A 24,618-nucleotide genomic window follows, 5' to 3' on the forward strand; every position below is an offset into this window, starting at 1 on the left:
ATCAGTTCAACGGCAGCGTCATCAGACGGCCGAATTCAGGACGCGGCTCGTCGTCGCCGCAAAGGCGCAGGCAATTCCAGGCCGTCGCCTGGTTGCTGGTGACAACAGGGCGGCCGATTGCCTCTTCCATACCCACAACCGCCGCCGCCGACCGCAGCGCCGTGCAGGACACGAACAGCGCGTCGGCCTGCGGGGCCATCGCATCACCGGCAAGGTCGACCAAGGATTTCGGCGCAATCCGCGCCATCTCGCGATCATCCTCGAAGCCGAGGCAAGTGAAGCTGACGATTTCGAAACCATGCTCGCTGAAATAGGCCGCCATCGGCCGGCTGGTCTCGACCGTATAGGGAGTGAGGATGCTGATCGTCTTGGCGCCCAGCGCCTTCAGGCCGTGCACCCCGGCCATCGGCGGCGTGACCACCGGCACGCCGGGCTTGGCGGCCTGCACCGCCGCCTCGATTTCGGCATCGCCGATCACGACGGAAGCTGAGGTGCAGGAATAGCAGATCGCATCGAGCGGCTCGTCGGGCAGGATCAGGGCCGCGGCCGCCGTCAGTGACGGCTGCATCTTGCGCAAATTGTCCGGCGTCGTCGGGTTGGCGTAGGGGATGCGCGCGACATAGACGCCGATGCGGTCGCTTGCCACCATGCGGTGAAAATCCGGTTCGCTCGTATGGTCGGTGGCAAGGATGATCAGGCCGACCCGCTTTTCCAGCGGACGCGCATCGAGCGCCGGCCGGGCCGAGTGCAGGCGGATATCGGGTGCAGCGCTCATCGTTCGATCCGCCCATAACGGTGTTCCAGCCAGCGCAGCAGCACCACCGAGAACAGGCTGATGGCGAGGAAGAAGGCGCCGACCAAGGTGATCGGTTCGATATACCGATAATAGGTATTGGCGACGCTCTTGGCCTGGTTCATTAGTTCGAGCACGGTGATCGCCGACAGCAGCGGCGTCTCTTTGAACATGGCGATGAAATAATTGGCAAGCGCCGGGATCATCGGCGGAATTGCCTGCGGAATGATGATGTGCGTCCAGGTCTGCGTGGCGTTCAGATTGCAGGCCTTGGCCGCTTCCCACTGGCCGCGCGGAACATTCTCGATGCCGGCGCGGTAGACCTCGGCCGTGTAAGTTCCGTAATGCAGCCCAAGACCGATGACGCCCGCCACCAGCGGCGGCAACAGGATGCCGAAATCCGGCAGCACGTAGAAGATGAAATAGAGCTGCACCAACAGCGGTGTGCCACGGATGAACTCGGCAAGGAAACCGACGGTGCGCGACAGAGCCCTGTTCGGCGACCGGCGTGCCAACGCGATGCCCAGCCCAACGATGGCCGCCAGTACCGAGCCGAGCAGCGTCGCCAGGATGGTGATCTTCACCCCCTCGATCAGCGTCGGCAGGATCTGCCGGACAAAATCCCAATCCCATTCCATTATCAGGCCCGATCCATCATACGCGCACCCCGTCGAGGCCACGCGCCATGCGGCGTTCCAGCGACCGCACGCCCCATGAGATGAGCAGCGCCAGGACGAAATAGATGACGAGGATGGTGCTGAACGGCACCAGAGTATTGCCGGTCTGCGAGCGCACCACCTGCGCCTGGAAGGTCAGGTCGGCGAGCGAGATCAGCGAAACGACGGCGGTGGCCTTGAGCAATTCAATGGCGTTGTTGCCGAAGGTTGGCAGCATCACCAGAAGCGCCTGCGGCAGGATGATATGGCGCATGGCTTGCCAGCGGCCGAGATTGAGGGCGGTGCAGGCCTCATATTGTTCGCGGCCGATAGACTTGATGGCGCCACGCACCACTTCCGCCGCATAGGCGCCGACATTGAGGCCCAGCGCCAGCACCCCGGCCTGCAGCGGCGTCAGCGAGATGCCGGCAAAAGGCAGCACGAAATAGGCCCAGAACAGCTGCACGAAAATCGAGGTGCCGCGGAAGAACTCGATATAGGCGGTGGCCAGCGCCCGCAGCACGAAAAACCGCGACAGCCGCCCCAGCCCGGCAAGAAAGGCCATGATCAAGGCCAGCACCGACCCCATCAGCGTCAGCTCGATGGTGACAAGCGCTCCTTGCAATATCAGGCCGAAATAGCCGGACCATTGGGTCATTGGGTCGAAAGTTTCCGCGTTGAATGTCTAGCGACACGTTGGTTCCAGCGTCCTTCTCCCCGTTCACGGGGAGAAGATGCCGGCAGGCAGATGAGGGGCAGCGCGAACCAACCGGAGTATGGCGCCGCCCCTCATCCGGCCCTTCGGGCCACCTTCTCCCCGTGAACGGGGAGAAGGAAGAACGCACCTACTTCGCCGAGCAGAGCTTGTCGCGGCTCGTCGACATTGCCGCCGCCGCCGAGAAGCCGTAAGGCTCGATGATCTTGGCGAACTCGCCGGACTTCTTCAGTTTCGCCAGCTCGACATCATAGGCGTCGCGCAGCGCTTCGTCGCCCTTCTTGAAGGCCGCGCCGTCGCAATAGACCGGCGCACCGACCACCGGCGCGATGACTTCGAGGTTCGGATCATTGGCTTTCTTGACCAGGTCGTTGATCGACAGCACGGGCAGCGAATAAGCATCGATGCGGCCGTCCTGCAGCATCTTCAGGCCGCTCTGGCCGTCCGGCACGACGATGACGCGCTCGCGCGGCACACCTGCGGTGAGCGCAAGCTTCTCTTCAGTGCCGCCACCCGGCGCGCCGATCGTGGCGCTCGCGTCCTTCGCGACGTCCTCGTAGCTCTTGAAGCCCTTCGGGTTGCCCTTCTTCACCAGCATCGCCTCGGCGTCGCACAGCACCGGTTCCGAATAGGCGACCGCAGCACAACGTTCCGGCTTCATGAACAGGCCGGCAGTGACGACGTCGAAACGGCCGGCCTGCAGGCCGGGAATCATCGCGCCATATTCCGAGATCGAGGCGACGATATCGTTGACGCCAAGGCGCTTGAAGATTTCACGGGCAACGTCAGGCGCCGCACCCGAAACCTTGCCGTCGGCAGCGACCGCCGTATAGGGCGGCTCGTTGGCGATGGCGACGCGGGCAAAGCCTTGCGCCTTGAGCTCTTCGAGCTTGCTGTCGTCGGCCGAGCCGGCCGTCGAGGCGGCCAGCACCGCCGTCAGCGCGATACCGGCGACGCCGGCCAAAATGGCAAATTTCTTCATTGTTCCCAACTCCTTGTTTGTCTGTCTTCTTGGCTTGCTTGAGGCGTCGCCGCCTCGCATGGCAGTCAGACCCGATGTCCGGCCGCAATGATCTTCTTCAGGAAACCTTGCGTGCGCTCCTGTTTGGGATGGCGGAAAATCTCGTCGGGCTTGCCCTCCTCGACTATTCTGCCGCGATCGAAGAACAGCACCCGGTCGGCGAAGTCATGGGCGAAACCCATCTCGTGGGTGACCAGCAGCATGGTCATGTCGGTCTCGGCGGCGAGCTTGCGCATGACGTTGAGCACCTCGTCGACGAGTTCCGGGTCGAGCGCCGAGGTGACCTCGTCGAACAGCATGATCTTCGGCGACAGCGCCAGCGCCCGCGCAATCGCGACGCGCTGCTTCTGGCCGCCTGAAAGCTGCGCCGGCATCGCCTTGGCCTTGTCGACCATGCCGACCATGTCGAGCAGTTCCATCGCCCGCTTTTCGGCGGCGGCCCGCGGCACGCCTTTGGTCAGCATCGGTGCCAGCGTCACATTGTCGATGACGCATTTGTGCGGAAACAGATTGAATAGTTGGAAGACCATGCCGATCTTCTGGCGCATCCTTGCCAAATGCCGTTCATCGGCCGTCAGCAGCCGGCCGTTACGCTCCATGTGGTACAACTGTTCGCCGTCGACTTGGATGTGGCCGCTGTCGATACGCTCCAGCGTCATCAGGATGCGCAGGATCGTCGTCTTGCCCGAACCCGACGGGCCGATCAGTGCCAGCTTCTCGCCGGGCATGACTTGCATCGAGAGGCCGTCCAGCACCTTGAAGGTGCCGAAGCTTTTTGAAATGCCGTCGATCTTGATGATGGGAGCCGACAATGGATTTCCCGTGCTGGAGAAGCTTGCCTTTAACGATGCGGATCGCGGCAAATCATGTCAATCAAGAAAATAATATCATGACAATATTTCGGATTCCGCACAATTTCGCGCCATTCGCCGTCTAGATTGCAAGCAGGAGATGCTCGGGATCGCCGAGCAGAAGCTTGGTGACAACGCCGAGACCGGCACGCAGTTCCCCCTCCGTGGTCGAGCCCAGCGAAATCCGTACGGCTGGATGCCAAGGCGTCTGCGAAATGCGAAACGACGTGCCGGGCGCGATCGCCACGCCCTGCAGGCGTGCCTGGGAAACAAAGCTTTCCTCACCGCGGTCATCGGGCAGTTGCAGCCAGACATGCAGCCCGTCGCGATGAGCCCGATAGTCCACTCCGGCGAGCACCTCGGCGGCGATGTCCAGACGCCGCCGCAAAGCCATACGCTGCCATCGCACGAGTTCCATCGCGGTGCCGTCGGCCACCCATTTGGTGGCGATCTCGGCCACCAGCGGCGTCGCCATCCAGTTCGAGACGAGATGGCGGTTGGCGACCGCGGCGACATAACGATCGGGCGCCGCGAGATAGCCGATGCGCAGGCCCGGCACCACGATCTTGGTGAAGGAGGTGACGTAGAGCGTGCGCTCGGGCGCGAAGGCGGCTACCGGCGGCGGCCGGTCCTCGACCAACGGGCCGAGGACGTCGTTTTCGATAATGGCGATGTCATGCCTGCGCGCAACGGCGGCAATCTGTTCGCGCCGGCCGGCATCCATCAGGGTGGCCGTAGGGTTGATCACCGACGGCTGCACGAACACGGCGCGGATGTCCGACAGCCGGCAGGCCTCGTCCAGCGCTTCCGGGATCAGCCCATTGTCGTCGATCGGCAAACCCTCAAGGTTGAAGCCGAGATAACGCGCCAGCGGGATCAGCGTGTGGTGGCCGATCGCCTCGGTGGCGACGGTCGAACCCGGCGGCGCCACGCTCATCAGCGCCACTGTCATCCCTGCGGTGGCGCCGTTGGTCAGGCTGATGTTCTGCGGCGACGCGTCGAGGCCACAGAGGCGTAGCCACTCGACACCCACCGCGCGGTGGCGCGGGAACACCATGTTCGGCCTGAACGACAGCGCCGAGCTCGACGGCAGGTTTTCGGCGAGCCAGCCCAGCGCCTGTCTCAGCCGCTCCAGATGCATCGGTTCGCAGACCGGCTTCAGGATGGAGAGATCGATGACCTCGCCCAGCCGCTCCGGCAGATAGGGCGGCTCCGGCTCGCGGCGCTGCGTCTGCACGAAGCTGCCGCGGCCGACCTCACCGGACACCAGCCCGCGACGGATCAGCTCCTCATAGGCGCGGCTGACCGTCTGCACGGAAAGTTGCAGATCGTCAGCCAACTGCCGGTGCGTCGGCAAGCGCGCGCCATTGGCCAGGCGCCCGTCATGGATGGCGCGCGCGAACTGGTCGGCGAGCGATTGATAGGCCGGCCGCCGGATAAGAGCGGGATCTGGTCGCCAAAATGTCATGACTTATTAGAGATCGAAATCAGTGCAATTGACAATCGAAATAATGCGCCGTCATGGTGTCCGGCACTAGAAGTGGACGATCATGGCTGCAGCGAAACTCGATCCGATCGACCTGAAAATCCTCGACGCCATCCAGCGCGACGGGCGCATCACCAAGCTGGCGTTGGCCGAGAAGGTCGGCCTGTCGCCGACGCCTTGCTGGATGCGGCTGCGCAAGCTGGAAAAAGCCGGCATCGTCTGCGGCTATCATGCCAGGATCGCCATGCGCGCCATCGCACCGGTCGCCACCGTGCTGATGGAGGTGACGCTGGCTAGCCACCGCCAGGCCGATTTCGACCGTTTCGAGCGCGTCATCCGCGACATCCCCGAGATCGTCGCCTGCTGGTCTGTCGGCGGCGGCGTCGATTACCTGCTGAAGGTGATGGCGCGCGACATCGACGCCTATCAGCGGCTGGTCGACACTCTGCTCGAGCGCGAGATCGGCATCGACCGCTATTTCACCTATATCGTCACCAAGACGGTGAAGGAGGAGAGTGTACTGCCGGTGGCGGACCTGTTGCCGGCATCTTCCTGATACCGGAGAGATCGTCTGGCTGGGCAGGGCAATAGAGACAATCTCTCTACGTGCAGGCACGCAAACAGCCTCTCTGTTTGCGCGGCAGAGATAGTCTTGCGGCATCACCCGAACCGGGAGCCCGATGATGTCCGCACATTTTGCCCGCTCGCACCGCCATGAAGCACTTGATCGCCTCGCCGACCGGCGGCTGCTGCGCGAACTCGCCTATGTCGCTGGCCACTGGACGGCGAGCGAGACGGCGGAGAGTTTCGAGGTGACCGATCCGGCCACCGGATCCACCGTCGCTTTCGTTGCCGCGCTCGATGCCCGGCAGACCACATTGGCGATCGATGCGGCATCGCGCGCCTTTCCTGCCTGGCGCGCATTGCTGCCGCAGGAACGGTCGAAAATCTTGCGAAAATGGTTCGATCTGATCGTCGCCGCCAAAAATGACCTGGCCCTGCTGATGACGCTAGAGCAAGGCAAGCCGCTGAAGGAATCGCGCGGCGAGATCGACTATGCCGCCTCTTTTGTCGAATGGTATGCCGAGGAGGCCAAACGTCTCAACGCCGAAGGCTTCACCAGCCATCTGCCAAATGCCGAGATGGTGGTGCGACGCGAACCGCTTGGTGTCGTCGGCGTCGTCACGCCGTGGAATTTTCCCGCGGCCATGCTGACCCGCAAGGCGGCGGCCGCCCTCGCCGCCGGCTGCACCATCGTCGCGCATCCTTCCTCGGAAACGCCGCTGTCTGCACTGGCGTTGGCCGAGCTTGGCGAACGTGCCGGCCTGCCGGCTGGCGTGTTCAACGTCCTCTCCGGCAGGGCTTCGATCATCGTCGGGCGGATGTGCGAAGACCCGCGCGTTCGCGCCATGAGCTTCACCGGCTCGACCGAGATCGGCAGGCTGATCGCCGCGCAAAGTGCGCCGACGATGAAGCGTCTTGTGATGGAGCTTGGCGGTCATGCGCCTCTGATCGTCTTCGCCGACGCCGATCTCGACAAGGCTGTGACCATCGCCGTCGACGCTAAATTCGCGACCTCCGGCCAGGACTGCCTCGCCGCCAACCGCATCTATGTCCAGCGCCCGATCTACGACCGTTTTTGCGCCGCCTTCACCAAGCGCATCGAGACGTTGCGGACCGGCAATGGCCTGGCTGACGACACCGACATCGGGCCGTTGATGCACGAGCGCGGCGTCAAGAAGATCGAAGAGCAGGTCGCCGATGCGCTGGCTGGTGGCGCGCGCTGCCTCACCGGCGGTGGCCGCCATGTGGCTGGGCCGCTGTTCTACCAGCCGACCCTGCTCGCCGACGTTGGAGACGACGCGCTGATCATGCGCGAGGAGACCTTCGGTCCGGTTGCGGCCGTGACGCCTTTCGACAGCGAAGACGAAGTCGTCGCCCGCGCCAATGCGACAGAGTACGGCCTGGTCGCCTATGTCGTGACTGAGAATGGCGGTAGGCAATTGCGCATCGGCCGCGCGCTCGACTATGGCATGGTCGCCATCAACCGCGTCAAGATCACCGGCGCGCCGGTCCCGTTCGGCGGCGTCAAGCAGTCCGGCATCGGTCGCGAGGGCTCGCGTCACGGGCTCGAAGCCTTTACCGATCTCAAATATCTCTGCCTGGACGTGGCCTAGAACCGCGCCCGACACTTTTCCTTAGGAGTAAGAAAGATGCTCGACCAGTCAAACGAACTCGCCGCCTGGGATCGCGATCACTTCTTCCATCCCTCGACCCATATGGGAACGCATGCGCGGGGTGAATCACCGACCCGCGTGATCGCCGGCGGCGAAGGCGTCACCATCTGGGACAATAATGGGCGCAAGAGCATCGATGCTTTCGCCGGCCTCTACTGCGTCAATGTCGGCTATGGCCGTCAGAAGATCGCCGACGCCATCGCCGCGCAGGCCAAGAACCTCGCCTATTATCACGCCTATGTCGGGCACGGCACCGAGGCGTCGATCACGCTTTCCAAGATGATCATCGACCGCGCCCCGCAAGGCATGTCGAGGGTCTATTTCGGCCTCTCCGGTTCCGACGCCAACGAAACCAACATCAAGCTGATCTGGTACTACAACAACGTGCTCGGCCGGCCGGAGAAGAAGAAGATCATCTCGCGCTGGCGCGGCTATCACGGCTCCGGCATCATGACCGGATCGCTGACTGGCCTCGACCTGTTCCACAACGCCTTCGACCTGCCGCGTGCGCCGGTCCTGCACACCGAGGCGCCCTACTACTTCCGCCGCGCCGACCGCTCGCTGAGCGAGGAGCAGTTTTCGCAATACTGTGCCGACAAGCTCGAGGAGATGATTCTCGCCGAAGGGCCGGAGACGGTCGCCGCGTTCATCGGTGAGCCTATCCTCGGCACCGGCGGCATCGTGCCGCCGCCGGCCGGCTACTGGGTAAAGATCCAGACGGTGCTGAAGAAGTACGACGTGCTTCTGGTTGCCGACGAGGTCGTCACCGGCTTCGGCCGGCTGGGCACCATGTTCGGCTCCGACCACTACGGCATCAAGCCCGACCTGATCACCATCGCCAAGGGCCTGACCTCGGCCTATGCGCCGCTGTCGGGCGTCATCGTCTCAGACAAGGTCTGGCAGGTGCTGGTGCAGGGTTCCGACAAGCTCGGCTCGCTCGGCCATGGCTGGACCTATTCGGCGCACCCGATCTGCGTGGCCGCCGGCGTCGCCAACCTGGAACTGATCGACGAGATGGACCTAGTGCGGAACGCCGGCCAGACCGGTGCCTATTTCCGCGCCGAGCTGACGAAAGCCATCGGTGGTCACAAAAATGTCGGCGAGGTACGCGGCGACGGCATGCTGGCGGCAATCGAGTTCGTCGCCGACAAGAACGATCGCGTGTTCTTCGACGCCTCGCAAAAAATCGGGCCGCAGGTCGCAACCGCTCTTGCGGCAAGCGGCGTCATCGGCCGGGCCATGCCGCAGGGCGACATTCTCGGTTTCGCGCCGCCGCTCTGCCTGACGCGGGAAGAGGCCGATATCGTCGTGTCGAAGACGGCCGACGCGGTGAAGAGCGTGTTTGCAAACATCTGAAGAGCCGACATGAATGCCATGACCAAAACCCTCCCCGCCACCATGGCCGCCGTGCAGCTGATCGGGCACGGCGGGCCGGAAAAGCTCGTCTACAGCACCGACGTGAAAGTGCCCTCGCCCGCCCGGGGCGAGGTGCTGGTCAAGGTCACCGCTTGCGGCATGAACAACACCGACGTCTGGGTGCGCCAGGGCGCCTATGGAACGGAGGAGGATGCCGCCGCTGTGTCGACCTGGCGTCGTCAGGGCAATACGCTGAGCTTCCCGCGCATCCAGGGCACCGACACGGTCGGCAACATCATTGCCGTCGGCGACGGCGTGTCGCCGGCCCGCATCGGCGAGCGGGTGATGGTCGATTTCTCCATCTACAATCGCGACGACGATTCACTCGCCGACATCGACTATATGGGCCATGGCCGTGACGGCGGCTATGCCGAATACCAGGCAGTACCGTCCGAAAACGCCCATGTCGTCGACACCGATCTGAGCGATGTCGAGCTTGCCACTTTCTGCTGCGCCTATCTCACCGGCGAGCAGATGTTGGAACGCGCCGCATTGAAAGCCGGCGAGCGTGTGCTGGTCACCGGCGCCTCTGGCGGCGTCGGCTCGGGCATCGTGCAGCTGGCGCGGGCGCGCGGCGCCATTCCCTATGCGGTTGCCGGCAAGGGCAAGGAACAGGCCGTGCGTGACATCGGCGCCGAGGCGGTGATCACCCGTGGCGTGGCCGACCTGCCGGCAGCCGTGAACGAGGCGACCGGCGGGCGGCCAATCGATGTGGTCGCCGACCTGGTCGGCGGCGCCATCTTCAATGACCTCTTGCGCATCTTGAGGCCCGAAGGCCGCTACACCACGGCCGGCGCGATCGCCGGCCCGGTCGTCCAGCTCGACCTGCGCACCATGTACCTGAAACAGCTCCAACTGCATGGCTCGAGCCAGGGCACGCGGGCGGATTTCCGCCGCATCGTGCGCTACATCGAGGACAAGAAAATCCGGCCGCTGGTCGGCGGCGTCTACAAGCTGTCCGATTTCCATCGCGCCCAGGCGGATTTCATCGCCAAGGATTTTGTCGGCAAGCTGGTGGTCGTTCCGGATGCGGCCGCCAAAATAGCGCGTCGACCACAAACGCCTATGACAGGCTCGGGCCGTTCGTGGACGCGGTGAGGTCGAGCGCCACATCCAAGCAGCGTTTTCGTGATGGCTTTGTTTATCTGAATGAGCAAAACCCATTCTGATTTGGCTGCACGCCGGCAACAAGGACTCCTGACCTCTCCTGCGGCGTTATAACGTTTTCGCGATTTTCTTATAACCCCCGCTTGCGTCCCTTGAGGTCATGGCACTATAAGAGAACCGCATTTTTCTTATAACCGGAGCCGCCCGACATGAAGACGGTCGACCTCGTTTACCGCACGATGTATGCGGAACTCGTCCAGCGATCCTTGGACGCAGCCTTCGAAACGGATTTCCCTACGACGGGCAATCTCGTCAAGGTGCCCGTCAAGGGCAAGGTATACTGGTATTTCGAGGAAACGCAGCCGACGAAGACGCGACGTTATGTCGGGCCTGACAGCGATCCCGAGATTGCAAAACGCGTTGAATCCTTCCGTCAGATCAAGGACGACCTCCGCGCCCGCAGGAAGCTGGTATCCACGCTCGTGCGCGAGGCAGGGCTGACAGAACCCGAAAGGTTCACCGGGGATGTCGTCGAGGCGCTGGGGAAGGCTGGCATCTTCCGCTTGCGCGGCGTCCTGGTCGGCACAGTCGCCTTTCAGTCCTACGCGGGCTATCTGGGCGTGAAGCTGCCCGGTGCAGCGTTGCAGACGGGCGATGCAGACTTCGCCCTATTCCATTCCGTGTCGGCCGCGGTCGAGGACAGCCTGCCGCCCATCCTCGAAATCTTGAGGGAGATCGACCCAACCTTCAGGGAAATCCCTCACAGATCAGATCCCGGACACGCGACGCAATTCGAGAACGCAGTCCGATACAAGGTCGAGTTCCTTACACCGAACACGGGCAGCGATGACTACGCCGATCATGCAACCTCGATGCCGTCTTTGGGCGGTGCATCCGCGCAGCCTCTTCGGTTTCTCGATTTCCTGATCCACGAACCAATCAGAACTGTGCTGCTGCATCGATCGGGAGTGCCTGTCGTGGTACCGTCGCCCGGACGATATGCGGTTCACAAGCTGATCGTTGCCTCGCGCCGACAGAACAACGCAAACGGCGTGGGCAAGCGGGAAAAGGATGTCCACCAGGCAGCACTTCTGGTCGAGGCACTGGAAGCTACCCGTCGCCAGGACGATCTCGCCATCGCGTTTTCGGAAGCGTGGGACAGGGGGAAACATTGGCGTGAAGCGATACAAAAAGGACTTGGCTTGATTCCCCAGAAACAGCGTGGCGACATCGAGGCGACGATCGTCAACGCACTTTCAGGAATCGGCGAGGAACTGGAAGGATTCAGCGGCTCATCTGCGAAAACAAAGCACGGAGACTAAACGGCAGTAACGGGTGTGGAGGGTAACCTTCTGCCAGCCGTCGCCGAGGCGTTTTTGTTTTCAGGTTTCAAAATCGACTTTGCCTATTCAGCTCTGCGATCGGACCTGCTTGGCGGCAGCCTCGAGCGACCGTTCAAACGCGTCGATCACCTGGTCGACCTGCGGCTCGGTGATGATCAGCGGCGGGCAGAAAGCCAGCGCATCGCCCATATTGCGCGAGATGACGCCATTCTGCTGCATGAAGCCGTTGACGAGTCCGCCCAAGGCACCAACCGTGCCCCACGGCGCCTTGTTCGCCTTGTCGCCGACCAGTTCGACCGCCGAAATCAGGCCGATGCCGCGCACCTCGCCGACAAGCGGGTGCGAAGCGAGCGTGCGCAGCCGCTTCTGCATATGCGCGCCGACCGCACGCGCATTGCCGACAAGGTCGCGCTCCTCGATCAGCTTCAGGTTCTCGAGCGCGACCGCTGCCGCAACGGGATGGCCGCCGCCGGTGAAACCGTGGCCGAAGGTGCCGATACGGTTGCTTTCGTCGGCGATCGGCTCGAATACCTTGTCATTGATCAGCAGGGCTGAGATCGGCAGGTAGGACGAAGAGATCTGTTTCGATAACACCATGATGTCGGGCCTGATGCCGAAGGTCTGCGAGCCGAACATCTCACCGGTTCGGCCAAAGCCGCAGATCACCTCGTCGGCGATGAGCAAGATGTCGTATCTCGACAGGACCGCCTGTATCTTCTCCCAGTAGCCGGCCGGCGGAACGATGACGCCGCCGGCGCCCATGATCGGTTCGCCGAAAAAGGCGGCGATGGTTTCCGGTCCTTCGGCGAGGATGAGCTTTTCCAGCTCGTCGGCAAGCCGCGTCGAAAACAGCTCTTCGCTTTCACCCGGCAGCGCCTCGCGCCAATGGTGCGGCGTCGAGGTATGCAGCACATTGGCAATCGGCAGGTCAAAGGAGGCGTTGTTGTTGGGCAGTCCGGTCAGGCTTGCCGAGGCGATGGTGACGCCGTGATAGCCCTTCCTGCGGCTGATGATCTTCTTGCGCGCCGGCTGGCCGAGCGCATTCGACCGATACCAGATCATCTTCATGGCCGTATCGTTGGCCTCGGAGCCGGAATTGGTGAAATACGCCTTGCTCATCCGCACCGGCGCCATCTGCACCAGTCTCTCGGCAAGATCGATCAGCGGCGAATGCGATTTGGAGCCGAAATCGTGATAGTAAGGCAGCTTCGACATTTGCCGTACTGCCGCATCGACCAGCCGCTTCTCCGAAAAACCGACCGCGACGCTCCAGAGCCCCGCCATCGCCTCGATATAGCGGTTGCCGGCAAGGTCCTCGACATAGATGCCGTCGCCCTTCTCGATGACGAGCGGCCCCGACTCCTGATGCTTGCGCGCATTCGTATAGCCATGCATGTGAAAGCTTATGTCGCGGGCTTCGGGTGAATTCGGTCTTGCGTCCATGACGGCTCCTGTGCTGCACGCGGAACAGTCCTGCCGCCGGTCCGGCTCGGCAGGTCCCTGTGCATTATGCCGTTTGATGCATCTTTCTCGAACGGTATAGTGTCAAGCGCTTTCGGCAGGGCCAGCGGATGGATGGACGCATGCAGAACTTCGGCTTGACCTGACCGTGGACCATGTCGACTGCATTGTCGCCGGCGCTGGCGTTGTTGGCCTGGCGATCGCGCGAGAGATGGCGCAGCGCGGCATCGATACGCTGGTCCTGGAAGCCGAGAGCGCTATCGGCACCGGGACAAGTTCGCGCAATTCCGAGGTCATCCATGCCGGCCTCCACTATCCGGTTGGATCGCTGAAAGCCCGGTTCTGCGTGGCCGGCCGGGAAAGACTCTATCGCTATTGCGAGGAGCGGGCGATCCCGCACGCGCGCTGCGGGAAGCTCATCGTTGCCACAAGTGCCGAACAGGAGCCGGTGCTCGCCTCAATCCGGGCCAATGCACGCGCTTGCGGCGCCGGCGACCTGGTGCCGTTGCGCGAAGCCGAGGCGCATGCGCTGGAGCCCAGCCTTAAGTGCACGGCGGCGCTGCTGTCGCCCGCCACCGGCATCATCGACAGCCATGCCCTGATGCTCGCCCTGTTGGGCGACGCCGAGGAGCACGGGGCGGCACTTAGTCTCAACACGCGCATCGCCTCCGGCCGCATCGAAGCAGGCCGCGTCGTGCTCGAGACGGTGGACGCTGCCGGCGGCGAGCGCTTCGAGATCGCCACTCCGCGTTTCGTCAATGCCGCCGGGCTTGGCGCCGCAGCACTTGCCGGTTCGCTTGAAGGGCTCAATCAGCAATTCGTGCCAAAGCTCCATTATGCCAAGGGCAATTATTTTTCGGTGGCCGGCCGGGCGCCGTTCTCGCGATTGGTCTATCCGGTGCCCGAACCCGGCGGGCTCGGTGTTCATCTGACACTCGACCTTGATGGCGTCGCCCGCTTCGGGCCGGACGTCGAATGGACCGATCAACTCGACTACCGCGTCGACCCGGCTCGTGGCGAGCGCTTCTACAGCGAGATCCGCAAATACTGGCCGGACCTGGCCGATGGCAGCCTGCAACCCGCTTACAGCGGCATCCGGCCAAAACTGTCCGGTCCCGGTGAGGCCAATGCCGACTTCGTCGTCCAGGACGTGGCGGTGCACGGCGTGGATAGCCTGGTCAATCTGTTCGGCATCGAAAGCCCCGGCCTGACCTCCTGCCTGACGATTGCCGACCATGTCGCGCAGTGCCTCGCGCCGAAGTTGTAGCGTGCGGCGCCCCGCCGCGATCTGCACTGTATCAAGGAGCATCGCGTGAACTTTCAGTCGCAAGTCGCCTATGAGGCACATCGCGCACTTGCAGCCCGCTCCGCGCTCTGATTCCCTGCATTCTGGGCTGTCCTGATTCGCACTGCCCGGTTCAGAGTTTTCGCAGTGCGCCCGGGACAAGCTTCCAGCGACCACTCGGCGTATCCAGGGAGAACGGCAATGAACACCGCGACGAGGCCGGTAATCTCGGAGATGAGGCCCAAGATCACCGTCGTCGGGGTCGGCGGCGGCGGCGGCAACGCCGTCAACAACATGATCGCCGAAGGCCTGCAGGGCGCGGAGTTCATCGTCGCCAACACCGATGCCCAGGCCCTTGCCATGTCGAAGGCAACGAGGCTGATCCAGTTGGGCGCTCATATCACCGAAGGTCTCGGCGCCGGGTCCCTGCCCGAGGTCGGCCGTGCCGCGGCCGTGGAATCCATCGACGAGATCATGGATCACCTTGCTGGAACGCACATGTGCTTCGTGACCGCCGGCATGGGAGGCGGAACCGGCACTGGTGCCGCGCCTGTTATAGCACAGGCAGCGCGGGCAGCCGGAATACTGACCGTTGCCGTCGTCACCAAGCCATTCGTCTTCGAAGGCAGGCGCCGCATGTACGCTGCCGATGAGGGCATCGAGCGCCTGCGCGAAAGCGCCGATACCGTCATCGTCATTCCCAACCAGAACCTGTTCAGGATCGCCGACGCCAGAACCACGTTCGCCGACGCCTTCGCCATGGCCGACCGGGTCCTCTATGCGGGTGTCGGCTGCATCACCGATCTGATCGTCAAGGAAGGCCTGATCAATCTCGACTTCGCCGATGTGAAGTCGGTGATGCGCGACATGGGCCGCGCCATGATGGGAACCGGCGAAGCCGCCGGAGAAGGCCGCGCCAAGAAGGCAGCGGAAGCGGCAATCGCCAACCCGCTGCTCGACGAAGCTTCGATGATGGGCGCCAAGGGCGTCCTTGTCTCGATATCGGGCGGCATGGACATGACGCTGTTCGAGGTCGACGAAGCCGCTACCCGCATCCGCGAGGAGGTCGACAACGATGCCGACATCATCGTCGGCGCCATCTTCGACAAGGCACTCGCCGGAAAATTCAGGGTATCGGTCGTGGCGACCGGCTTGCGGCGTGGCCTGGAGATTCCACTGCTTGCCGAACCGCAAGTTCGCATGAACTGAACGCGTATCGCTGCAACTCGCTCAGCCGACTGCCAGCCTCGCGTCACCAGGGCCGCGCGCCGTCGATGACTTCCATGGCGCGTACAGCAAAACAGCCGGCCAGCGGTGCCACATCCGCCGCATCGGCCGCAACCGCGCTGCCGGCCAGCACGCGGTCGGCGATGCCGACGAAGATCACGGCAAAGCGGAACATGGCAAACACCAGATGGAACCGCTGCAGCGGCGCCATCGGCACGGCGTGGGCGAAGTAATAATCGAGGAATTCGCGCTGTGTCGGAATCCCGAGGGCTGCCTGATCAAGGCCGAGGATGCCGCCATATTCGTCCGATGAGGAATGCCAGGGCATCGAGCAGAAGCCGAGATCAGCAAGCGGATGGCCGAGGGTCGATAACTCCCAGTCGAGTATGCCGATCACCTCGGGCCGCTCGGGATGGAAGATGAGATTGCCGAGACGGAAATCGCCATGCGCGATCGAAACGTGGCCGTCATCTGGCGGAAGATGTCGCGGCAGCCATTCGGCGACGGCTTCGAGCGCGGCAATGCGCTCGCTCGGCGATTCCCGCAACTGTCTGGTCCAGCGCGCGATCTGTCGCTCAAAATAGTTCCCGGGACGGCCATAGTCGCCGAGCCCAACCTCTTCCGGCCGGACTGCGTGCAGCTTTGCCAGCGCCTCGGCCATGCCGAAATAGATGCCGCGCCGCTCGTCCGGCGCCAGTCCCGGCAACGAGCCATCGTGGAACACCCGGCCGTCGAGCCGCTGCATCAGATAGAACGGCGTGCCGAGCGGCTCGTCGCCGTCGTGATAGAGCACCGGCCGCGGCACCGGCACCTTTGTCGATGCTAGCGCCTCGATCACCCGGTACTCGCGATCGACGGCAGCGCCGCGCAGGATCGGTCCCGGGGGTTTCTTGCGCAGCACCATGCGGCGGCCGCCATAGTCGACGAAATAGGTCGGGTTGGATTGGCCGCCGACGATCCGCTCAAGCGACATTTGGCCATCGCCAAAATGCGCTCTCAGAAAATCCTCCAGGCGTACTGCATCGAAATCCATCCTCATTGCCGGCTCAGCGGTTCCCGCCGCGACCTGTTTCGTCTTGTCTGCCGGCTTCGACATGCCAGCGCCAGAAGCCCGCACCTTCCTCGTTGAGAAAGCGGTTGAGCACCATCTTGTGGACCTCGTCGGCGCCGTCGACCAGGCGAGCCTGGCGGGCGTAGCGGTAGATCCATTCGAGTACAGTGTCTTTCGAATAGCCGCGGGCGCCGTTGATCTGGATCGCCACGTCGGCGGCGTCGTGCAGCACGTTGGCGACCTGGATCTTGGCCATGGAGACCTCCTTGCGGGCAAAGCCGCCGCGATCGAGCTCCCAGGCCGCCTTCATCACCAGCAGCCGCCCGATCTCGATGCGCATGGCAAGGTCGCCGAGCATCAGCTGGATACTCTCACGGTCGGCCAAAAGCTGCCCGAAACCGCTACGCTCGGCGGCATAGGCGCGCGCGATCTCGATGCAGCGCTTGGCAAGCCCGAGCCAACGCATGCAATGGGTGAGCCGCGCCGGACCGAGCCGGACCTGGGTAACCCGGAGGCCGCTGCCTTCGCCGGCAAGCACGTCCTCGACCGGGACTTCCAGGCCGTCGAACTCCAGCTCGCAATGGCCGCCATGTTCTTCCGGTCCCATGATCTCGATGCGGCGCACGATCCGCCAGCCCGGCTGGTCCTTGTGGAACAGCAAGGCCGAAAGGCCGTGACGCGGATCGTCCGAAGTGCGCGCAATGAGAATGAAGTGGCTCGCCTCTTGCGCGCCGGTGATGAACCATTTGCGGCCTTTGACGACATATCTGTCGCCGCGCCGTTCGGCTCTGGTCATGATCATCGACGGGTCGGAGCCGCCGCCCGGATGCGGTTCCGTCATTGCAAAGGCCGAGCGCACCTTGCCCTCGACGATCGGTTTCAGCCATCTTTGCTTCTGCTCCGGCGTCCCCAGTCGCTCCAGCACCATCATGTTGCCGTCGTCGGGGGCCGCGGAATTGAACACGACCGGACCGAAGATCGAGCGGTTCATCTCTTCATAGCAGACGGCCATATCCACCTTGGAAAGGCCGGCCCCGCCGGTCTCGGGTTTCAGTTGCAGGCACCACAGGCCGGCTGCTTTCGCCTTGCCGCGCAGCGTTTCAAGCAGCGGCAGCGCAATATTGCCATGGCCGTCATAGCAAGCCTTGTCAGCCTCGAGCGGCAGGATTTCGCGCTCGACGAAATCGGCGATCCGGCTGCGGAAGGCCTCGGTTCGGACGGAAATGTCGAAATTCATGGCGCTCACAAGGATGAAACGAGATGCCGCCATCGGCTCCGATGGTCGCGGCCGGTAGTGTAACTGCCGTCGTTGAATGGGAGCAACAGCAGTTCGCCGGCCGTTCCTTGCGCACGTTCAAAGCGCCGGTTCGATATGGATCGATGCCCGGCGTGCTGCCGATGGCGGTCGAATTCCAGGAGTACTCAGGTTTCGTATGGCTAACGTCCGCGACAATGCTCAGATCAATTCGAGGACAGCGCAGCCATAGCCGTCCAGCGTCAACACTCCGGAGACAGGTCCTTCGCTATCGAGCAGGTTGCTGCCGAAGGGAACGCCGGTTACCGCAACGGGCGTGTCTTTGATGTTTTGCACGAACAGCAGCCGGCGTTCGTCATTCTCGCGCATCGTGACCTCGACGCCGTCCGGCAGATCCGGAACCAGAGGCTCCACATTCGCATCCACGAAAGTGCGCGTAGCGAGTTGAGCTGTCAGCTCCGGGGTTAGATAAGTGCCGACATAGAGCACACGGCCCTTGCCCACGGCGCGGGAGGTAATTGCAGGCGTTCCCGCCGCGTAGCGGTTCGACCAAACCCCTACAATTTCGACTTCCGGTTCGACTGCGAGGTTCTCGTAGAAATAACCGGCATCGAACTCGTGGTTTCCGACGGTAAAACGACGGATACGGCGGCTGGATTCGGCCGGCCTGTCGGGAGGAATGACGAGCCCGCCGGAGCGCGACATGGTATTGAACAGGCCATTGGCCCCAGGTGCCGCCAGCCGCCCGAAATCCTCGACGCGAACGCCGGTCAGCTTCGACAGCGACTGGCCCGGCGCTGTCTCGCGGATGACGTGGTTGTTTTCGTCGCGGGTTCCCGTGCGCGCGCCGATGATGACGGTACCGCCATTTTCGGCAAAGACTTGCAGCCGCTCGGTCCAGCTGTCCTTCCAGATCACCCAATGCGGCACGTAGAAGACCTTGAGCTTCGACAGATCGTCTTCCGGGTGGATGAAGCCGCAGGCGATGCCGCGGTCATAGCAATACTGATGCAGCAAGATTGCATCATCCTGCGGACTTGGCAGGCCGATGGGGAAGGTCTTGTGGGCTTCCTGATTGTCGAAGTCCGAGCCGGCGATGCCGACATCCATCCGCACATGGGTGCCCAGGATCTTGTCTTTAAGCGCCGTCATCTCGGTGGCGAACTGCCTGGCTTCGTCATAGCGGCGGCGAGCGACATCATCGTGATCGATGATGCCCATCCAGTATATCTCGGCGCCGAAATGTGCGGGACGCCAGCGGAAGAACATGATCCCATCGGCGCCACGCGCAACCGACGACATCGCCATGCGTCGCATTTCGCCCGGCTCCGGCGTCAGCGTGCAGAAGCCCGGCTGGGCGCCAAAGCCCGACTGTTGTTCCGGCACTATGTAGTTGCCGGAAAATCCCCTGCAGATGTCAAGATGCAGCGCCTGGATCTTGGCGTGGTTGCCGAGGCGAAAGAACTCGTCATAGAGGAACGGATAGATGTCGTAGCCGACGAAGTCGAGATCGGTGGAGAATTGGCCGCGAAAGTCGATGTCACGCAATCCGCCGAGATTGTGGAAAATGAACCAACTGGCATTCGCTTTTCTCAGAATCTCGACCTGGTCGTGCTGGAACCGTGCTGTCGAAAAGGCGAGAAAACGATGGTAGTCCTGGAGGTGACCGGGACCGGGAAAGGACGGGGAAAAATCCAGCGGGAAGACAATTTCACTGAAATCGCCGTAAGCCGTCGCCCAGAAATCGCCACCCCAGGCGAAGTTCAGCCTGTCTATCGTCTTGTAGGTTTCCTGGAGATAAGCCTGGAATTCCTTCAATGCCGACGGCGAATAGGATTCCGGCATGCTGGTGTTGAGTTCGTTGTCGGTCTGCCAGCCTATGACATTTGCATTGTCGCGGTAGTGGTCCGCCATCGCCCTGGTAATCTTGCGGCTATAGTCGCGAAACACCGGGCTGCTGGTGTCGGCATACTGGCGCGAGCCGTGGCCCATCGACCGGCCATTTCCATCAAGCCGCAGGATTTCCGGATGTTTTGCCGTCAGCCAGCGCGGCGGGGTGGCGGTCGGCGTGCACAGGATCGTGTTGACGCCGTGACGCGCGAGGCCCTCGATTGCCCGGTCGAACAGGTCGAAATCGAAGGTGCCATCACGCGGTTCGAAAATGTGCCAGGCGAATTCGCCGAGGCGGGCGACGTTGAAGCCGGCCTCGGCCATGCGCCTGGCGTCATTGTCCCAGTAACTCTCGTCCACATGCTCGGGGTAATGCGGCGCGCCGACCAGAAAGCGGTCGGTCTGGATCGTGCGCCAGACCGACAGGGCGCGGCCGTTTGAAGTCTTGTTCACGAAGGATACTCCTGCAGGTCAGTCGGTGATGGTGGGTTTACGGGCACTGATGGTCCGCTCATCGACAGAGGAAAAGAGATAGACGTCACGCGGCTCGACCTTTAGGCCGACGGTCGCGTCGGCAGAGACAGCGCTCGCATGGCCGATCTGGACGGTGACGTTGCCGCTGCCGCTTTCAGAACTGACGCATTGCAGCGGGCCGGCGTCGGCATAGAGGATGGTCTCGCGGCCGAGATGCTCGACCAGCCGCACCCGTCCTGCAAAACTCGCTGTCCCTTCCGCGGCCAAGCTGATGCTCTCCGGCCGAATCCCCATCGTCACCCTATCGCCGACCTGTACGGATGCCGCTTCCGTCAGTTCGACAGTCAAAGGAGAAAGGCCGGCGGTCGACAGCGTAGCGGCGCCGCCGGAGACAGCGGCGACGGTCACTTCGAAAAAATTCATTCGGGGTGCGCCGAGGAAGCCCGCGACGAAGAGATTGGCCGGATTGCGGTAGAGTTCGAGCGGAGCGCCCACCTGCTCGACCGAGCCGCGATTGAGCACGACGATACGGCTCGCCATTGTCATCGCCTCGGTCTGGTCGTGCGTGACATAGACCATGGTGGCGCCGAGCCTGGCGTGCAGATCGGAAAGCTCGACGCGCATCTGCGTGCGCAGCGCTGCATCGAGGTTTGACAATGGTTCGTCGAACAGGAACACATCGGGCGAGCGGGTTATCGCACGGCCGATGGCCACTCGCTGACGCTGGCCGCCGGAAAGCTGTTTCGGCCGCTTGTCGAGCTGGTCGGTAATGCGAAGGATCTTGGCGGCTCGCAGCACGGCGGCATCGATCTCGGCCTTGGGGCGATGCGCCATGCGCAGGCCGAAACCCATATTCTCGGCGACGGTCATATGCGGGTAAAGCGCATAGGACTGGAAGACCATGGCAATGCCGCGCTCACCCGGCTCGGTGGTGGTGACATCACGGCCGTTGATGAGAATCTTACCGGTCGAGACAGTTTCAAGCCCGGCGATGATCTTCAACAGCGTTGACTTGCCACAGCCGGACGGCCCGACGGTGACAATGAACTCGCCCTGTTCGACGCTGAGATCGATGCCGCGCAGCGCGTGGTAGCTGCCATAATTCTTTTGTATCTGTCGGAGTTCAAGACTGGTCATGGAGCCCTGCTTGCGAAATCAGTTTCGGATCGGGTGGGCGACGCCTTGAAGCCATGGACGCTCATCCCTTGACCGCTCCCATGGTGAGGCCGGTGATGAAGTGCTTCTGCATTAGGAAGAACATGGCAACCGGCGGCAAAGCCACGACGATGGTGCCAGCCGAGATCAGGTTCCAGGCCGAAACCCATTCGCCGCGCAGGTTGGCGAGGCCGGCGGTTACCGGTTTGACGGTATCGCTGATGGTGAGCACGACCGCCCAGAAATAGTCGTTCCAGATAAAGGTGAAGAGCAGGATGGCCAGCGCCGCGAGAGCCGGCCGCACCAATGGGACCACGACATGTACCAATGTCTGAAACGGCGTCGCGCCCTCGGCCCTGGCGGCCTGAAACAGTTCTCCCGGCAAGGCGGCTATGAAGTTGCGCATGAACAGTGTCGCAAACCCGGTCTGGAAGGCGATGTGGAAGATGATCAGGGCCGCCATCGTGTCGTAGAGGTTGAGCCGCACCATGAGATCGCGCACCGGGATCATCATGATCTGGTGCGGCAGGAAGTTTCCGCCGACGAACAGGGCGAAGACGAGCATGTTGCCGCGAAACCGGTAACGGGCGAGCACGAACCCGGCGAGCGTGCTCAAGATGAGAACGCCCATCACCGAGGGGATGGTGATCGTCAGGCTGTTGAGGAAGTAGCGGGCCATCGGCGTCTGGGTGAAGACCGCCGCGTAGTTGTCGACCAGGCCGAATTGGGTCGGCCAGCCCCACAGATTGCCGCCCATGACATCCTGCGTAGAGCGGAACGAGGTAAGAATGATGGCAAAGAGCGGCGCCAGCCAGACAATCAAGATGCCGACCACCAGCACGACATAGAGGCCACGCTGCCAAATAGCAGTTTCGGGAATCGGGCGGGGAAACATCAGCCGCCTCTTTCATCGGCGCGGATCATCCGCGTCAGGTACCAGGCGATGAAGACCGCCATGATCACGAACAGCACCGAGGCAATGGCCGCGCCATAGCCGAAGCGGTAGGAAAATATGGACTGCTCGAACATCTGATAGGCAAGCACCTCGGACGAACCGAAGGGGCCGCCGCTGGTCATCACCGAGACCATGTCGAAGGAACGCAGTGCGCCGACGACGGTGACGGCGATGGCGATAAAGGTGACCTGCGTCAGCTGCGGCAACACGATGTGGCGCAGCATGTTCCAGCCCCTGGCGCCGTCAACCCGCCCGGCGCCGATCAGGTCCTCGCTGAGATTGTTGAGGCCGGCGAGATAGAGCACCATGCAGAAGGCGATCTGCGGCCACAACGCTGCGATCACGACGGCGAAGGTGACGAAATTTTCATCCGACAGCACTGCCGGGGCGGTCGCGCCGAAGGTGCGGAAGATCAGGGCGAGAAGTCCGAATTCCGGCGTATAGACCCAGGTGAAGACAACGCCGACGGCAACCGAAGCCAGCACCAGCGGAATGAAGAACAGCGATTTGAGCAGGCGCATGCCGCGGATTTTCTGGTTGACGAGCAGCGCGATGGCGAGGCCGAGCGGCGGCGCCAGCATGAACATCACCAACCAGATCAGATTGTTCTTCAGCGAAACATAGAACTGCGGGTCGGCGAACAGTTCGCGGTAGTTGCCGAGGCCGATCCAGACCATCGGGCTGAAGCCGTCCCATTCGTGCAGGCTGATCCATAGGCTCTCGACCGCAGATGCCAGAATGACGACGGAAAACAGCACAGCGGCGGGCAGAATCAGAAGTGTCGGTGTCAGCCACCAGCGATGGCGGCGCCAAACCTTCGTCATTTTGGGAGACCTCATCACGGAAAGCATCGGGGAGCAGAGCACGAACCCCGCTCCCCTCCGCTGGGAGGCGCTAGATCTTGAAGATCCGGCGACGAGTTCCCTCGAGACGCTGAAGAATGGCGTCCCGGCGCTCCGGCTTGGCCATGAATTCCTGGAAGCCGACCAGGCCGGCCTGGGCCATGTCGGGATCGGTGTCACGGTCGTAATATTGCGACGTGCCGGCCACCGTCTTGAGGCTTTCCACAGCCGCGTTGACCAGCGGGTCCTTGCTAGCCGGAAGGTCGTTGCGCGGCGGAACGTTGCCGCCAGGTTCCAGATAAGGGCCGAAATTTTCCGGCCGGTAGAAGAAGGCGAGGAACTCGCGGGCACCCGCCTTGTTCTTGGCGTTGGCCGGGATGTGGACCGAATTGACCGAGAATTCTTCGTAGCGGTCGAGGGCGCCGTCAATCTTCGGGAAAGGCGCGAATGTCAGCTGCTCGAGATCCTGCTCAGGGAAAGTAGCTTTCACGAAGGCGCCGAGGTTCATCATGCCGGCCTTCTTCTGGGCGAGGAAGGCGCCGGCCTCCTGCCAGCCGAACGAGGTTTGATCCGGGGTGAAGAAACCCTGCTTGATAAGCTCTTCCCAGTGGTCGAAAACAGACGTCAGCGCCGGGTCGGTGTAAGCCATCTTGCCGTTCATCAAGGCAAAGTGCTTGTCCAGACCATTGATCCGCAAGTTCATCTGGTCGAACCATCCGGCCGCTGGCCAGAGTTCCTTGGTGCCGATGCTGACGGGGATTAGGCCTGCGGTCTTGGACTTCTGGCCGTAAGCCAGGAATTCGTCCCAGGTCGCCGGTACCGTAAGTCCGTGCTCGGCAAAGACGTCCTTGCGATAGAACATGCCCCACATCGTGCCGCCAGTCGGCAGGCCATACTGCTTGCCGTCGACAGTGACGGCACCGGTCGTGGCCCCCAGCACGTCCTTGTACTTTTCCTTCTCGAACAGATCCGAAATGTCGTCGAACAGGCCGCGGGTGACGAAGGCACGCATGCGGTTTCCGGAGAACCAGAAGCAGACATCCGGCGCGCCGGCGACAAGGTAGTTGCGGATCGCGGTCTTGTGGGCCTCGTGATCCATATTGTTGATCACAACCTTGGTGCCGGACTGCTTCTCGAAGCCGGCCGCGATGCGCCGCAAGATCCGCAGGGCATCGGCATTGTTTTCGTCTGAAATGATGGTGACTTCGCTCGACTGGCTGAGTGCCGGCATCGGGAAGCCCGCGAGGGCTCCAGCGGAAATGCCCCCAGCTCCCTTCAGGAAATTGCGCCGCGTCGACGGCTTTTCAATCCACTTGAACGTCATTGTTACTCCTCCCGTGTTGTCAATTCTCTACTGGCACACCGGCCGGCGCGGTTGTTCTTCTCAACGGCACGCCT

At 62.6% G+C, this 24,618-nt stretch carries 21 protein-coding genes; 7 read left to right on the top strand and 14 right to left on the bottom strand.

Features of this window, described 5'->3' with window-relative positions; all coding sequences use genetic code 11:
• Position 1 precedes the first annotated feature (1 nt).
• From eutA to ehuR, 6 genes are all read right to left on the bottom strand, one after another.
• Positions 2 to 775 carry an ectoine utilization protein EutA gene (gene eutA, locus NKI59_RS10545; RefSeq protein ID WP_352704030.1) on the bottom strand — a complete coding sequence of 258 codons (774 nt, stop codon included), beginning with the start codon at positions 773 to 775 and terminating at the stop codon, positions 2 to 4.
• Positions 772 to 1,431, bottom strand: coding sequence for an ectoine/hydroxyectoine ABC transporter permease subunit EhuD (ehuD, locus tag NKI59_RS10550; protein WP_352569067.1), 660 nt, complete (start codon positions 1,429 to 1,431; stop codon positions 772 to 774). Before ehuD ends, eutA begins: the two co-directional genes overlap by 4 nt.
• A 16-nt stretch (positions 1,432 to 1,447) precedes the next feature.
• Positions 1,448 to 2,107 (bottom strand): ectoine/hydroxyectoine ABC transporter permease subunit EhuC, encoded by a 660-nt coding sequence (ehuC, locus tag NKI59_RS10555; protein ID WP_023720654.1) that lies wholly within the window; start codon positions 2,105 to 2,107, stop codon positions 1,448 to 1,450.
• 187 nt (positions 2,108 to 2,294) lie between these two features.
• The gene (gene ehuB, locus NKI59_RS10560) at positions 2,295 to 3,146 is read right to left on the bottom strand and encodes an ectoine/hydroxyectoine ABC transporter substrate-binding protein EhuB (RefSeq protein ID WP_023677200.1); all 852 of its coding nucleotides are present in this window, start codon (positions 3,144 to 3,146) and stop codon (positions 2,295 to 2,297) included.
• 65 nt (positions 3,147 to 3,211) lie between these two features.
• Positions 3,212 to 3,997 carry an ectoine/hydroxyectoine ABC transporter ATP-binding protein EhuA gene (ehuA, locus tag NKI59_RS10565; RefSeq protein ID WP_352704033.1) on the bottom strand — a complete coding sequence of 262 codons (786 nt, stop codon included), beginning with the start codon at positions 3,995 to 3,997 and terminating at the stop codon, positions 3,212 to 3,214.
• Between the two features lie 121 nt (positions 3,998 to 4,118).
• On the bottom strand, positions 4,119 to 5,504 hold the full coding sequence (ehuR, locus tag NKI59_RS10570) for a MocR-like ectoine utilization transcription factor EhuR (RefSeq protein ID WP_023677197.1): 1,386 nt from the start codon (positions 5,502 to 5,504) through the stop codon (positions 4,119 to 4,121).
• 82 nt (positions 5,505 to 5,586) lie between these two features.
• On the opposite strand from ehuR, the gene NKI59_RS10575 reads away from it, so the two are divergent.
• The 5 genes from NKI59_RS10575 to NKI59_RS10595 all read left to right on the top strand — a co-directional run bounded on the left by NKI59_RS10575 (position 5,587) and on the right by NKI59_RS10595 (position 11,604).
• A complete protein-coding gene (locus NKI59_RS10575) occupies positions 5,587 to 6,078 on the top strand; it encodes an Lrp/AsnC family transcriptional regulator (RefSeq protein ID WP_031211913.1) in 492 nt (163 codons plus the stop codon).
• Between the two features lie 127 nt (positions 6,079 to 6,205).
• Entirely contained in the window at positions 6,206 to 7,699 is a 1,494-nt protein-coding gene (locus NKI59_RS10580) for an NAD-dependent succinate-semialdehyde dehydrogenase (RefSeq protein ID WP_352704035.1), read from the top strand.
• A gap of 36 nt (positions 7,700 to 7,735) precedes the next feature.
• Positions 7,736 to 9,115 (top strand): aspartate aminotransferase family protein, encoded by a 1,380-nt coding sequence (locus NKI59_RS10585; protein WP_352704037.1) that lies wholly within the window; start codon positions 7,736 to 7,738, stop codon positions 9,113 to 9,115.
• A gap of 9 nt (positions 9,116 to 9,124) precedes the next feature.
• Entirely contained in the window at positions 9,125 to 10,273 is a 1,149-nt protein-coding gene (locus NKI59_RS10590; RefSeq protein WP_352704039.1) for an alcohol dehydrogenase family protein, read from the top strand.
• Positions 10,274 to 10,491: 218 nt separating this feature from the next.
• Positions 10,492 to 11,604, top strand: coding sequence for a nucleotidyltransferase family protein (locus tag NKI59_RS10595; protein WP_352704041.1), 1,113 nt, complete (start codon positions 10,492 to 10,494; stop codon positions 11,602 to 11,604).
• 87 nt (positions 11,605 to 11,691) lie between these two features.
• On the opposite strand, the gene NKI59_RS10600 is transcribed toward NKI59_RS10595, so the two are convergent.
• Positions 11,692 to 13,068, bottom strand: a complete 1,377-nt coding sequence (locus NKI59_RS10600; RefSeq protein WP_352704043.1) for an aspartate aminotransferase family protein — start codon at positions 13,066 to 13,068, stop codon at positions 11,692 to 11,694.
• A 166-nt stretch (positions 13,069 to 13,234) separates the two neighbouring features.
• On the opposite strand from NKI59_RS10600, the gene NKI59_RS10605 reads away from it, so the two are divergent.
• The gene (locus NKI59_RS10605; RefSeq protein ID WP_352704045.1) at positions 13,235 to 14,353 is read left to right on the top strand and encodes an NAD(P)/FAD-dependent oxidoreductase; all 1,119 of its coding nucleotides are present in this window, start codon (positions 13,235 to 13,237) and stop codon (positions 14,351 to 14,353) included.
• A gap of 219 nt (positions 14,354 to 14,572) precedes the next feature.
• On the top strand, positions 14,573 to 15,580 hold the full coding sequence (ftsZ, locus tag NKI59_RS10610; RefSeq protein WP_352704047.1) for a cell division protein FtsZ: 1,008 nt from the start codon (positions 14,573 to 14,575) through the stop codon (positions 15,578 to 15,580).
• A 43-nt stretch (positions 15,581 to 15,623) separates the two neighbouring features.
• Here ftsZ and NKI59_RS10615 read toward each other — a convergent pair whose 3' ends face one another.
• From NKI59_RS10615 to NKI59_RS10645, 7 genes are all read right to left on the bottom strand, one after another.
• A complete protein-coding gene (locus NKI59_RS10615) occupies positions 15,624 to 16,637 on the bottom strand; it encodes a phosphotransferase family protein (protein WP_352704265.1) in 1,014 nt (337 codons plus the stop codon).
• Positions 16,638 to 16,644: 7 nt separating this feature from the next.
• The gene (locus NKI59_RS10620; RefSeq protein WP_352576516.1) at positions 16,645 to 17,886 is read right to left on the bottom strand and encodes an acyl-CoA dehydrogenase family protein; all 1,242 of its coding nucleotides are present in this window, start codon (positions 17,884 to 17,886) and stop codon (positions 16,645 to 16,647) included.
• Between the two features lie 219 nt (positions 17,887 to 18,105).
• A complete protein-coding gene (locus NKI59_RS10625; protein ID WP_352704049.1) occupies positions 18,106 to 20,247 on the bottom strand; it encodes a beta-galactosidase in 2,142 nt (713 codons plus the stop codon).
• An 18-nt stretch (positions 20,248 to 20,265) separates the two neighbouring features.
• A complete protein-coding gene (locus NKI59_RS10630) occupies positions 20,266 to 21,405 on the bottom strand; it encodes an ABC transporter ATP-binding protein (protein ID WP_352704052.1) in 1,140 nt (379 codons plus the stop codon).
• A 61-nt stretch (positions 21,406 to 21,466) separates the two neighbouring features.
• Positions 21,467 to 22,318 carry a carbohydrate ABC transporter permease gene (locus NKI59_RS10635; protein ID WP_352704054.1) on the bottom strand — a complete coding sequence of 284 codons (852 nt, stop codon included), beginning with the start codon at positions 22,316 to 22,318 and terminating at the stop codon, positions 21,467 to 21,469.
• Positions 22,318 to 23,202, bottom strand: a complete 885-nt coding sequence (locus tag NKI59_RS10640; protein ID WP_352679201.1) for a carbohydrate ABC transporter permease — start codon at positions 23,200 to 23,202, stop codon at positions 22,318 to 22,320. The genes NKI59_RS10635 and NKI59_RS10640 overlap by 1 nt, the downstream gene beginning before the upstream one ends.
• Before the next feature lie 70 nt (positions 23,203 to 23,272).
• Positions 23,273 to 24,544 carry an ABC transporter substrate-binding protein gene (locus NKI59_RS10645; RefSeq protein ID WP_352704057.1) on the bottom strand — a complete coding sequence of 424 codons (1,272 nt, stop codon included), beginning with the start codon at positions 24,542 to 24,544 and terminating at the stop codon, positions 23,273 to 23,275.
• Between the last annotated feature and the right edge of the window lie 74 nt (positions 24,545 to 24,618).

Source organism: Mesorhizobium sp. M0598, from assembly GCF_040320865.1.
Classification (GTDB): Bacteria; Pseudomonadota; Alphaproteobacteria; order Rhizobiales; family Rhizobiaceae; genus Mesorhizobium.